Origin of the sequence: Halobacillus sp. K22, assembly GCF_052246795.1 — a bacterium.
Lineage (GTDB): Bacteria > Bacillota > Bacilli > Bacillales > Halobacillaceae > Halobacillus.
On sequence record NZ_JBQQCN010000028.1, the window covers coordinates 24511 to 38101 of the forward strand.

The 13591-nt window shown below is 36.0% G+C and carries 9 protein-coding genes and 1 pseudogene; all 10 read left to right on the plus strand.

Annotated features, from left to right (window positions below; genetic code table 11):
* The first annotated feature begins 100 nt into the window (after positions 1–100).
* The gene (locus tag ACTWPM_RS17155) at positions 101–1051 is read left to right on the plus strand and encodes a ribose-phosphate diphosphokinase (RefSeq protein WP_443134222.1); all 951 of its coding nucleotides are present in this window, start codon (positions 101–103) and stop codon (positions 1049–1051) included.
* Between the two features lie 361 nt (positions 1052–1412).
* Positions 1413–2579, plus strand: a complete 1167-nt coding sequence (locus tag ACTWPM_RS17160) for a glycerate kinase family protein (RefSeq protein ID WP_443134223.1) — start codon at positions 1413–1415, stop codon at positions 2577–2579.
* Entirely contained in the window at positions 2576–3538 is a 963-nt protein-coding gene (locus tag ACTWPM_RS17165; protein WP_443134224.1) for a 2-hydroxyacid dehydrogenase, read from the plus strand. Before ACTWPM_RS17160 ends, ACTWPM_RS17165 begins: the two co-directional genes overlap by 4 nt.
* A gap of 553 nt (positions 3539–4091) precedes the next feature.
* Entirely contained in the window at positions 4092–4991 is a 900-nt protein-coding gene (locus ACTWPM_RS17170) for a hypothetical protein (protein ID WP_443134225.1), read from the plus strand.
* Positions 4992–5107: 116 nt separating this feature from the next.
* Entirely contained in the window at positions 5108–7072 is a 1965-nt protein-coding gene (locus ACTWPM_RS17175; RefSeq protein ID WP_443134226.1) for a zinc-ribbon domain-containing protein, read from the plus strand.
* Between the two features lie 977 nt (positions 7073–8049).
* Positions 8050–8421 (plus strand): TIR domain-containing protein, encoded by a 372-nt coding sequence (locus ACTWPM_RS17180; RefSeq protein ID WP_443134227.1) that lies wholly within the window; start codon positions 8050–8052, stop codon positions 8419–8421.
* Between the two features lie 14 nt (positions 8422–8435).
* The gene (locus ACTWPM_RS17185) at positions 8436–9407 is read left to right on the plus strand and encodes a caspase family protein (protein ID WP_443134228.1); all 972 of its coding nucleotides are present in this window, start codon (positions 8436–8438) and stop codon (positions 9405–9407) included.
* Positions 9408–11334: 1927 nt separating this feature from the next.
* A complete protein-coding gene (tnpB, locus tag ACTWPM_RS17190) occupies positions 11335–12465 on the plus strand; it encodes an IS200/IS605 family element RNA-guided endonuclease TnpB (protein WP_443134229.1) in 1131 nt (376 codons plus the stop codon).
* A 158-nt stretch (positions 12466–12623) separates the two neighbouring features.
* Positions 12624–12788, plus strand: a pseudogene (locus ACTWPM_RS17195) (IS91 family transposase); the annotation flags it as partial.
* A gap of 81 nt (positions 12789–12869) precedes the next feature.
* Entirely contained in the window at positions 12870–13574 is a 705-nt protein-coding gene (locus ACTWPM_RS17200; RefSeq protein ID WP_443134245.1) for a threonine/serine exporter family protein, read from the plus strand.
* Positions 13575–13591 lie beyond the last annotated feature (17 nt).

A 13591-nucleotide genomic window follows, 5' to 3' on the forward strand; every position in this document is an offset into this window, starting at 1 on the left:
GATTGTTCAATTTTATTTTAATTTCATATAGCGGTGTAAAAGTATTGCCGCGGACGAGGGAATAAGTTCATTAAAATTTCACATTGGGGGATTAATTAAATTGACTCGTAGTTGTAGTAACGATGTTAAAATTTTTTCATTAAATTCAAATAGAAGTCTAGCTGAGGAAATTGTGAATATCTTAGGGTTTGAACTTGGAAGAAGTTCAGTTACCAAATTTAGTGATGGGGAAACGCAAATAAATATAGAAGAAAGTGTTAGAGGAAGTGATGTCTACTTAATTCAGTCCACTTCCGATCCGGTTAATGAGAACACTATGGAACTCTTAATTATGGTTGATGCTTTAAAAAGAGCCTCAGCTAAAACTATAAATGTTGTCGTACCTTACTATGGATATGCAAGGCAAGACCGTAAAGCGCGAGCACGTGAACCTATAACTGCTAAATTAATTGCAAACCTGTTAGAAGTATCTGGCGTTAACAGGGTTTTATCTATAGACCTTCATGCACCCCAAATTCAAGGATTTTTTGATATCCCTGTCGATCAACTATTAGGAGTTCCTATTCTGTCATCTTATTTTGAAGAAAAGGGACTAGAAGATATAGTAGTTGTTGCTCCAGACAATGGTGGTGTAACGAAAGCCAGGAAAATGGCAAGTAAACTTAACGTCCCAATAGCTTTCGTAGATAAACGAAGGCCATCCCCTAACGTGGTTGAAATGATGAATATTATCGGAGATGTTGAAGGTAAGAATGCAATTATTATTGACGATTTGATAGACACAGCAGGGACTATTACACAAGCGGCTAATCTTTTAATTCAAAAAGGAGCAAAATCAGTATGCGCGTGTTGCACTCATCCCGTTTTATCTGGTCCTGCTATTAAAAGAATTAAAGATTCTACCATAAATGAATTAGTAGTAACTAATACTATTCCGTTGCCGTTGGATAAGGACATCGATAATATTACTGTATTATCAGTAGCGCCACTATTAGCTGAAGCTATTGAAAGAATACAAAGTGAAAAATCAGTTAGCGTGTTGTTTGATTAAATTATATACATTCAACCAAATGATTTTAAAGGATACTAGTTCATAATATACCCGCCCGTGTTTTACTAAATAAAAGAGAGTTTGGTATTGTTCTTTTCAAACACGTCGAATAATCTTCATCCTTACTCGTGGATCAGACGACAAAAAGATTAGCAATAATGAATAGAAACCTTGACGGTAGAAATCCATAACCCATCCTATAGGAGTGAACTTTCCCTACTTAAATGGCGGATATTAGGTTCAACAGATCTTGAAACCTCTGAATTTGCTTGTAATATCCTCATTAATTTCTTATTTATCCCAAAGCTAATTAATGTTTAAAAGTTTACTTAAATAATGCTTTTGAATAGGAGGCCAAAATGTGAAAGTAGTTATAGCCTCAGACTCCTTTAAAGGATCTGCTTCTGCAAAGAAAGTATGTGAATCTGTGAAAACTGGAATTCTAAATGTGATTCCCGGAGCACAGGTAACTTCTTTACCTCTAGCAGATGGTGGAGAAGGAACTATGGAAAACTTCGTTTATTCCTCGAATGGAAAAGTAATTAATGTAACAGTTACTGACCCTATTGGTAGGGCAGTGAGTGCAGCTTATGGGGTTATGGGGGATGGGGAGACAGTAGTTATTGAAATGGCCCAGGCATCCGGTCTTCCATTACTTGAAAAAGAAGAAAGAGATCCGATGAATGCTACAAGCTATGGAACAGGTGAATTAATTAAGCATGCATTGGATGCAGGGTTTCGTAAGTTCATCGTAGGGCTGGGTGGAAGTGCAACAAACGATGCTGGTGTGGGAATGCTTAGGGCACTGGGGGCTGAATTTTTTGATATAAATAAAGATAGACTTCCTGATGGTGGATTTCATCTAAAGCGTTTGGCTACTATTGAAGAAAGCAATATAGACAGACGTATCAAAGATTCATCTTTTGTTATTGCAAGTGATGTAACCAATCCTCTTTGTGGTCCACGAGGAGCATCGGTTATTTACGGTCCCCAAAAAGGAGCTAGTAAAGAAATGGTTGAAGAGCTGGACCTTTCCTTGAACCATTTCGCAAAAGTCGTGTTGAAAAATAAAAAGATAGATATGCGGAAACTGGAGGGGGGCGGAGCTGCAGGGGGAATGGGCGCTGCATTATTAGCTTTTATGGGTGCCGAATTTAAATCGGGAATTAACTTAATGATGAAAGAGATTCATTTTGAAGAAGCCATTATAGATGCTGACCTAGTGATTACCGGGGAAGGGAAACTTGATGATCAAACATTATCAGGGAAAGTCATAGATGGAGTTGTCAAGCTTACTAGCAAATTTAATGTTCCAGTCATTGCTTTGTGTGGACGAATGAACATTGAAGCAGAGAATCTTAATAATCTAGGGTTATTATCCGCATTTTCTATCGTTCCCGGACCTTGTTCTTTAGAAGAGGCAATTGAGAAAGTGGATTACTGGACTATTCAAAGAACCGAAATGATAATCCGTCTATTTTGTTATCATGGCGTCTGCAATAAAGATGATGAGGAGGCGAGTGTATGAAGCCGAAAGTGTATATTACAAGAAAGATTCCAAGTAGTATAGTAGAAAAAATTGAAAATACTTGTGATGTAGAGATGTGGCAGGAAGAGAACATCCCCGTTCCGAAAGAAGTTATTGAAAATAAGATACAAGAGATAGATGGTTTGTTTTGCTTGCTGACAGAAAGTATCGACGAAAATTTGTTAGAGAGAGCGAATAACTTAAAGGTAATTAGTAATATGGCAGTAGGTTACAACAATATAGACATCGAAGCTGCCAAGCGAAAAGGAATAACCGTGACGAATACACCAGGAATACTAACGGATACCACAGCAGACTTAACTTTTGCTCTGCTAATGGCTACAGCACGACGGTTAGTGGAGTCGTCTGATTACTTGCAAAAAGGAGAATGGGATACATGGTCACCCATGCAATTAACTGGTCAGGATATTCATGGAGCAACTTTAGGTATAATCGGTATGGGGAGAATCGGTGAAGCTGTTGCCAAAAGAGCTCTAGGATTTGATATGAAAGTTATCTACCATAACAGAAGCAGAAAATCGGATATTGAAGAAAATCTCCATATAACTTTTGTAGAAATGGATGAACTTTTAAAATCATCTGACTTCCTTTGTATCCTTACTCCATATACAAAAGAAACTCACCATTTAATTTCAAAAGACGAACTTTCTATCATGAAAAATACAGCTGTATTGATCAATACAGCCCGAGGGGGTATTGTGGATGAGCAAGCACTATACCAAGCGTTGGTAAATAAGGATATTTGGGCAGCGGGATTGGATGTATTTGAGGAAGAACCAATACCTGTAACTCATCCCCTACTATCGTTACAAAACGTAGTAAGTTTACCACATATAGGAAGTGCAAGCGTAAAAACACGCTTGAAAATGTGTGAAGTAGCTGCTGAAAATCTTACTAGAGGATTAAATAATGAAAAACCTAAACATGTGGTAATATAACATTAATTTTAATATTATGGGAAACAACAGAATGAAGGTGTTCTTTTTAACGTAATCGTAAGAAAGTCAGACCTTGAGGAAGGAACAAAATTTAAAAAAGAAATCATAAATTAGCTTCAATTTTACAATAAATCAGGTGAAAGAATTTCATATAAGTGTTTAAATAAACGTTAACGATGGATCATTGTTTTCAAGTGTAGTTATTTTAAATATAATAGTACACTACTCCGAACAATGTTTATATCTATAACAAAAAACAGGGACTTCCTATAAGTGAAGTTCCCTGTTTTTAATTATTTTCTTTTTCCTCGAGCTCTTTAGATTTTTTCACTAAATATTGAAAGTAACTTTCCAATTCCCTTATCTGCTCTGGACTCATTGATTTCCACTTTTCCAATACTATGTCACATAGTATTCACTTAAATATAACTTTACAGTGAATGAGGGTAAACAACTTTATCATGAAGAGGATTTGAATTTATATTTTTCCCACTATTTCTGTTGCAAATGGAAGAATATTAAATAATGCATAATTACTAGGGAGGACATTTATATGGGAAATAAAGCAAAAGAAGAATTCAGGTTGTTTCCAGGTTTCCATTTTGCTATTACCACACTTATTGAACATTTAGGAAAAGAAGATAGAAAATTTTATGCTATAAAAGCTAATGAAGAAAAATTCTATGAAATGCTTTCAGGTGAAGAAGAACAAATTAATAAAACACAAAAAGAATTGGAACTAATTAAAGAGGAAGAAGAACAAAAGATGCTTTCATTAGAAGCTTTAAGCGGATCCCTTCTACAAATTCTAAAAGCAAATATTTATACCAATTATAGAACTGCCCAAAACTCTCCAAAAGGACGCTTTATATTTTCTAGACTTCCAAGTGACCACCCTATCTCTGTTAGGGATATAATATTGTCTGGTAGAATTCAATACAATCATCCTGAAAGGATTGACGACGAACAAACAATTAATGTTTTTAATGCTCTTGCTTTGAATTTTGATGAGGGAATAGAAGATGAATCTAAAAAAATGTTCACTTTAGAAGAGGGAAAGGTTTTAGCTTATAATATTGTAAGCTTACTTAACTGGACAAGCTATAAAGGTGAGTTTGAAAAAGATATGATCTTAATATTTGACCCGAATTTTGAACGAGTTAAGAGAGCGATTCTAGGGGATAAAAGATATTTATACGAAGATCGTAAACGTCTACTATCCTATTTAAGATGGTTTGCTATGTATAAAAATAACAACAATATGGAAAGCACTGAAGAAGTTTTGAAGGTTCACGACGCGATTGGGGTTAAAGCAGAACTCGTACTAGGAGAGATTAAAACCAATCTCCTAGGAAAGAGTGGAAATAACAACAAACAAAAAAAGGAACTAGCAGAATTGTTGAAGATTTGCGACCTTAAGCAAATGGCTCAAAGTGTATATAAGTATAATTAAGGCTTGTATGGTTAATTTTTACAATATTTCTATTTAGATATAGAAGAAAACAAGGGAATAATAATTTATTTCATGAGATTCTCAGCGATTTATTAAGTGGGGGGGGGACGTTTATAGTGAGAAAAAGTTTAAAGGAATGGTGTTGGGAAAGTAACCGAATGGACATTTTAGAAGAGTGGCATAAAGATAATAACATAGTATTATCACCAGATACAGTTAGTTATGGCTCTGAAAAAGTAGTAACCTGGATGTGCTCGAAATGTAAAAATGAATGGGAAGCAATGATTTGTAGAAGAACTAATAAAAATGGAACGGGTTGTCCTAAATGTTCTAAAATAAACCAAGTAAAAAAAACAAATAGGGCTAAGCTATTAAAATCAGGTTCATTCCAGGAGAAGTTTCCTCAACTTTTAAACGAATGGGATTATGAATTAAATAAAGAAATTGTTCCATCTGACTTTTCTTCTGGTTCGAATAAAAACGTTTGGTGGAAGTGCACAAATTGTAAAAAGAGTTATAAGTCTCGTATTTCTTCCCGTACTCATGGGTCAGGTTGCCCTAAGTGTAAAGTGCTTCGTAGGAATAAAAGTTTTATAAAAAGTAATGGAAGCTTGTATAGTTTTCATCCAGAGTTGGAAAAAGAGTGGCATCCAACGAAAAACAGAGAATTAACTATTAAAAATATAACAAGAAACTCAAACAAAAAAATATGGTGGTTATGTGAAAATGGACATGAGTGGTCCGCATCAGCAGCAACAAGAAACAAGGGCCATGGTTGTCCATATTGTGCAGGAATATACCCGACGAAAGAAAATAATTTACTATTAAAAGCTCCGGATCTTGCTAAAGAGTGGCACCCTACAAAAAATAGAGATCTTATTCCTGCAAATGTTTCGCCTTTTTCCATGAAAGAAATATGGTGGAAATGCGAAAGAGGCCATGAATGGAAGGCAAGTGCTAGTAATAGGTATCAAGGGCGGGGGTGTGCTCAGTGCTCTGCAGAGTTAAGGAGTTCTTTTCCAGAACAGGCTATTATTTTTTATTTATCTGAATTTTTTAAGGTTGAAAGTAGAAGTATTCATAATGGTTGGGAAATAGACGTTTTTCTACCTGAATATAATTTAGGAATCGAATATGATGGAATTGCTTATCATAATAAGCAACATCATAAAGATCGCGAAAATAAAAAAAATAAAGCTTTTCAAGATATTGGTTTGGACCTCATTAGAATAAAAGAGTCATATAATACTCAGGATGTGTCTGGACAGACAATATTCTTTATTGTTGACTATTCATATAAATATCTCCCTAAAGCTTTAAAGCAATTATTTCAGCTAGTAGAATTTAAAACTAAAAAGAACATTGATGTTAAGGTTGATATTGAAAAAGATAGAATTGATATTCTTAGTCAGTACGTTTTGATTGAGAAGAAGAATAGTTTTGCTGAAAAATTTCCTAACCTTATATATTTGTGGAATGAGAAGAGAAATTTGAATTTAAGACCTGATTCTGTTTTATCAATGAGCAATAGAAAAATATGGTGGGTATGTGAAAAAGGACATGAATGGGAAGAAACAGTAATTAACGTTGCTAAAGGAAACCGTTGTCCATATTGTTCTAACCATAAAGTGTTAACTGGTTTTAATGATTTTCAAACTGAATACCCAGATCTATCAAAGGAATGGGATTATGAAAAAAATAATCTTAAACCTTCTGATGTGACTTCTGGAAGTAATCAAAAGGTATGGTGGATTTGTGGAAAAAATCATGAGTGGAGAGCTACAGTGGCTAGAAGGACCAGACGATCAAACTGCCCGTTTTGTAGCGGAACGCATAAAAAAACTCCTTTAAACCATACGCAATGGATGCAAAAATATAAACAAGCAAAAGACTATTATTTCAAACATAATAACCTTGATGTTAAAGCGACATACGTATGTAATAACGGATTTAAATTAGGAAACTGGATTAGAACTCAACGAGTTAGTTATAAAAATGATGATCTTACACAAGAAAGATATAAGTTGCTTGAAGAAATTGGTATGGTTTGGAGCTCATCACCTGGAAGCAAGAAAAAGTAAATCCCACAAGCCACTCATGGATTGTACCTTGGCTCATATAGGTTAAAGGTTTAATAGCAAGGTTTCTATTATTGCAACTAGTCTTGCAATTACGTTGAGGTCATATCTCCGGGATTTGTCTCATGTGGGTTTGTTAATAGTAGTCAATATCCTAAAAAGGGTTAATTTGTAAGTGTTTAAATCATTTTGAATAATAGCGATTTTACATGTACCAACTTCCTTCTAATCTGGAGGTCGTTATTTGCCGGTTAGAGGAGTTATTTCGACTGGATATTGACTGGGTTTTTTTAATTAATACTGATACCGTATTTAATCTCATACTAATATCGTAAAGTGGAAAATCCGGGTATATATGGTTTTTTACATCTTATCTTACATTATTCAGTCGATACAGTGAATGGGCGGCATGATGTGTAGCCCCAAAACCCTTTTAACATAGGGTTTGAGAACAATTTGACTGGATTTTGACTGGTTTTTAAAATCGACTACTAAAAATCAACAGGCCACTCAAGAGTTTATAAACTTTTGAGTGGCCTTTCTTTTATTGCTTTCTTTTATTGTAAGAGAAGCATGTGGTAAAGGGCTGATTTTGAAATAATTGCTATTAAGTGACAGGACGATTATCTAGAAACTGAGTCTTCAAGTATAGGGCAGGTTAGTTGAAGACTCAGTTTCGAGATAACGGAAAATAAATTTAAGTTTATTTGTTAATTAGTATTATAAAGGTCCTTCAAATAAATCAAAGAGCAATTTCCCTGAGCAAGTAGAGGGGCTTTTTTGAAGGAGGTATTTTAATTAAGGAAAACAATTTTAAGCATTGTAAATATTGATAATTTTCTTATGTATAAATTTGTATGGCGTCGTTAGCTAAGCATTGGTCAAAAAATAGGTGAAGTTGTTGCATAAGTATGTTACAGTTTATGGTATAATGTAATAATTTTGAATATTTTGTAAATTTAAAACAAAGGAGAATTGAAATGGCTCATAAAAAAACAATTTTTATCGCTTTTGCAATTGAAGATGAAAAACAAAGAGATTTCTTAAAAGGACAATCACTAAACACAAATTCACCATTTGAATATATTGATATGTCAGTTAAGGAACCTTATGACACAGAATGGAAAAAACGTGTTAGAACAAGAATTAAAAGGTCTGATGGTGTTATTGCACTGGTTAGTGAAGATTCATTAAATTCCAGTGGACAGAAGTGGGAAATTTCTTGTTCCAAAGAGGAGGAAACGAAAATATTAGGAGTTTGGGCTTATAAGAATGATAGAACAAATATTGAAGGTTTAAATACAAAAGTATGGACTTGGGATAATATAAGAAACTTTATTGATAGTCTTTAGAAGGAGGAGTATTTATGCGTGCAGCATTAATTGTAGGTATAGATTATTATAAACATGTTACTCCATTATTTGGTTGTGTAAACGATGCACATAGCGTAAATGCTATATTAGAACGAGATGACGGTGGTAGTTTGAATTTTGATTGTAATCTACTTACTGGGACAGGGCCGAATAAGTTAATACAAAAAAATGAGCTTAAAGATAGTATTGAAGATCTATTTAAAAAAGATATGGATGTTGCTTTGTTTTACTTTGCTGGTCATGGATATATTGAATCCTCTGGAGGGTATATTATAGCTAGTGACTCTGATCGTGGTGATAATGGTATTTCTTTGTCTGATATATTAACTTATGCCAATAATTCACCAGCAAAGAACAAGATAATTATATTAGACAGTTGTCATTCTGGAAAAATGGGAGATTCCCCCGATAAAGATATAGCTAATTTAGCAGAAGGAATAACAGTCTTAACTGCATCATCCAAAGATCAATATGCATCAGAAGAAAATGGAAGAGGCGTTTTTACATCGCTTTTAGTTGATGCATTGTATGGAAGTGCAGCTAATCTTACTGGCGACGTTACCCCAGGCAGTATCTACGCACATATTGACCAGTCACTAGGAGCTTGGGAACAAAGGCCGGTTTTTAAAACTAATGTAAAACAGTTTGTCTCTTTAAGAAAAGTGTCACCAAGAATATCAACAAATGATTTGAGAAGAATCGCTGAGTTTTTCCCTGTTCCAGGATTTGAATATTCTTTAGATCCAACTTATGAACCGGAAGAAAAGGGACGGGATGAGGGCATGCCCTCTCCAATAACAGAAAACACAGAAGTATTTGCAATTCTTCAACAATATAACAGATTAAATTTATTAGTACCTGTGAACGCAAAGCACATGTGGAATGCAGCAATGGAAAGTAAATCCTGCAAGCTCACTGCATTAGGGGAACACTATAGAAGGCTTGCAGAGAAGAAGAGAATATAAATAACTAAGAAACTAAAGTATATTCATGAAAATGTTAGAAATGTTTTCTATTATAGATTGTGATCAGCAACCGTCATTTCAATATCGTTTTCATAGGGTATGTGACCATCGTGGTCACTCTCGCATACCCTTCGTAGAAGGAGTAGTGGCGCCAACAAGGAATCTTTACTAGATACACAGCCGAAAAATATGAAAAAGGCGGTACGACGATGATTGTCAGAAGAGGACTCGGGAATAGCATCACTCCTAAACGTTCCTTTAAGTGGCCTGAAATTTTTTTTAAATTTAAAAGAACATAAAAGGGGGCGCATCTGTTGCGTCCTCTTTTATGTTCTTTTGTTGCAAAGTAATTTTAACGAGGTACTGTGTAACATGAGGGTCTCAAATTTGGACGCCTATTTTGAATGGATTAGTTTATACAAAAGGTTTTTGGAATAGGATATTGAAATAGGTATTATGATGAGGTGATGTGAATTGGACAATCTGATATCAGCTATAGCGTTATAAAGAGGACTTCCATAAAATTGGAAGTCCTCTTTTGTAGGTAATATCAGCACTAAACTTTAACAGAGCCTTTTTATTAGAAAATTGATCACGTGGTCACACAAATGGTCACACAATGGAAAATAGTCACTAAAAGTGAGAATACTAAAACCTAAATGTTGCAGGGTTTTAGCTTAATTATTATGCTTAATCAAAGAATAGTAAATGTGATTAAAAAGGTAACCGCAGACGAGTCAACTGAGGCAATCCATAAATTCTAACTGCTTAAATTTTTGACGAACGTTCCACAACGACCAAAAATTGATCTTAATTAAACCTAAAACGATTCGGTTAACCACTTAAGAGTTTCCATTTTAAAGGAATTTGTGGAAGATAAAAATACAATATCATATCGGTACCATCTTCGTGATTTATTTATCTTATGGCTCATTTTTATATCTTTTCAACCTATCCATGTGGAGTATCTAAAAATTGACATACTTTTTGGCATACTTTTACTCACATTTGGTCATAACATTATTTATTCGATATGGTAGATTAGCCTAACTTTGCCTATAACCAGCATTGATTTTAGCACTATTATTCATTATTTATCTTAAGGAACCTATGGGCGGCATGATGTAGGAGAAAATCCTGCACTTCCCCTATCCAGCTAATATGAAGCTGTCCAATGTATAAATAGTTAGTAATTAAAGGATTACTTCCTAAATAAAGGAGGTAGTCCTTTTTTGCTTTTAAAATTTGCATTTCAGGTTTTTTAGAAGACCGTAAATTCTAGCCTTGTAAAAACATTGCTAAGAGAGTGGCAAAACTATGGTAATAATGCTGGAGCGATAAATACAAAATTACAACGAATCAGGGCATTTTTAAATTATTTGGTTGAAGAAGGTGTCATTAAGGAAAATGTAGTTTCTCAATTGCTTGGTATAGATTTCAGAGGCATAATGGCCCCATAGGAGAGCTGATATTTCGTGAGGATTTATAAAACTATCTAAGTAACAAATCCTTTTCATAGGAGCTGTATTTAACTTCGTTACAATCCAAATAACTTTTTCCAAAAGGATTTGTTTTTAATTCCCTCTACTTTATTTCGGGCATCTGGCCATCGTAAACCGAGTGAACGATGGCACCTGCCACTGTTCCGAACGCCAACAGAAAAAATAGCAGATATTAATAATATCTAAAGTCCCCATAGCCGAATGGTTTACACATTCAAGAAACCCGGGTGTGGAAAAGAACTAATGCACACCTAGGTTTCCTGACAGTTCTTTTATCATTCATCGGCAGAAGACTCCCTCTTCAAGCGCCGTGTCGAAGACCGGTGGTAAGGGGGAGATGAATGCCGTCGCCGTAAGGCGAATGCCTTTGAATATTCTCCCCTCCGTGATATCCTAAAGTAAGAACGTATGTTCCTAATTAGGAGGTGGAAAGGTTGAGGCATAAAGCGTATAACTTTCGTATCTATCCAAATAAAACCCAAGAATCGCTCATCGCCAAGACAATCGGTTGCGCTCGTTTTGTCTTCAATCATTTCCTCTCCGAATGGAGCAGTGCCTACAAGGAAACCGGAAAAGGTTTGAGTTACTCTACTTGTTCCAAACAACTACCCAAGCTTAAAAGAGAATTCCTTTGGTTAAAGGAAGTGGATAGCACGGCCCTCCAAACTTCGGTCAAACATCTTTATGACGCTTATAAACGTTTTTTCAAAAAGCAAAACCAAGCTCCATGGTTCAAATCAAAGAAGAACAGAGTCCAGTCTTACACCACAAAATGCACAAACGGAAATATTGCCATCCAGGATCGCAAAATCAAGCTGCCTAAGCTGGGGCTTGTGAGACTTGCCAAGAGCCGTGAAGTGAAAGGTCGCATCTTGAGTGCGACGGTTCGCCGCAATCCGACCGGAAAATATTCTGTATCCATTCTTGTTAAAACAGATATTCAGGAACTTCCTAAATCCAACGCTTATGTTGGCATTGATCTCGGATTGAAAGGCTTTGCTGTTCTCTCGAATGGCACCACCTATGAAAACCCACGATACCTACGTAAGACCGAAAAGAAACTAGCAAAAGCTCAACGTATCCTTTCCCGAAGGGAAAAGGGATCTTCGAATTGGCATAAGCAACGTATTAAAGTAGCTAGACTTCACGAGAAGATAGCGAACTCCCGCAAAGATTATCTGCATAAGATTTCTACCGAAATCATCAAAAACCACGATGTGATCGGGGTAGAAAATCTCCAAATTTCCAATATGCTCAAAAACCGAAAACTATCCAAATCGATTAGTGATGTGAGCTGGTCGATGTTCACGTCTATGCTCGAATACAAAGCAGAATGGTACGGAAAACAATTGATACCGGTATCGAAAATTTTTGCGAGTTCGCAACTGTGTTCCTATTGTGGATACCAAAACGGTGAGGTGAAGAATCTCGCTGTTCGAACGTGGAACTGCCCGAATTGCGGCTCGAACCACGACCGCGATCTAAATGCGAGTTTCAATATACTAAAGGAAGTTCAACGACTCCTTTCAACCGTCGGTGCGACGGGGCTAGCCTAATCATTTGAACGAACCGTTAGGATCGTGCTCTTAGGAATCCTCCAACTTCAAGGAGCGTCAGCGAGTAAGTGGGGGTAGTTCAATAGTTTTTGTTCAAAGTAAAGAATGTATAACTTTTGACAATACTACAGCCCTTGAGGATGTGATATTGTACTTGTATGGAGACGAATAATTTACGAAGAATTTTCTTTGATGAACATCAACATTGGGAATCCTTTAAGAACAAATATGAAGCTAAGATCCGGTCAGTCGTGCAAAAGAAAGTGGAGAAGTTTCGAGATTGTGGAAATTTTAAAAAGGGTATTAGGCTTTTAGTATATGAATAGCTACACTAAACATACTGTAAAACGAATTGAGGTGACCGAGTGGAGCGTACAGAGGACTTAATTGAGTTATGTTTATTAATGGGGAAGATAATGCAACAAAATGGAGCGGAAACCTATCGTGTGGAAGATACGATGACGCGGATTGCCCAATCTTTTGGACGGGATGAAGCACAAAGTTATGTAACACCTACTGGGATTGTGTTTACGATTAGCCCTGGGGCCCCTGCAAAACTAGTAAGAGTTTCAGCACGAGAGACAAATCTAGAAAAAGTAAAGCTCGCGAATAACGTCTCTAGAAACATTACCAGTGGAGACATGTCTACTCACGTAGCGTATAAAGAGCTTAGAAAAATTGAAACCAGTCCTACAGATTATACTATACTCATGCAGATCATCGCTGCCACGTTAGCGAGTGGTTTCTTTAGTCTCATGTTTCAGGGGAGTTGGTACGATTTCCTGCCAGCCTGCATAGCAGGAGGGCTGGGATTTATTGCATTAATGAACTTTATTCGATTATTTGAAATTAAATTTGTTGCTGAATTCGTTGCTTCGTTGTTGATTGGTTTTACAGCCTTTTCCCTTTTTTCATTAGGTATTGGGAAGGAAGTTGATAAGGTAGTTGTTGGTTCTATCATGCCGTTGGTCCCTGGCCTGCTCATCACCAACGCTGTAAGGGATTTGATGGCAGGTCATCTTATCTCAGGACTCGCCAAGGGGGCGGAGGCCTTTTTAACGGCTTTTGCAATTGGGGCAGGTATTGCTGTTATGTTTGCACTATTTTAGAGATCGTGAGGAATGAC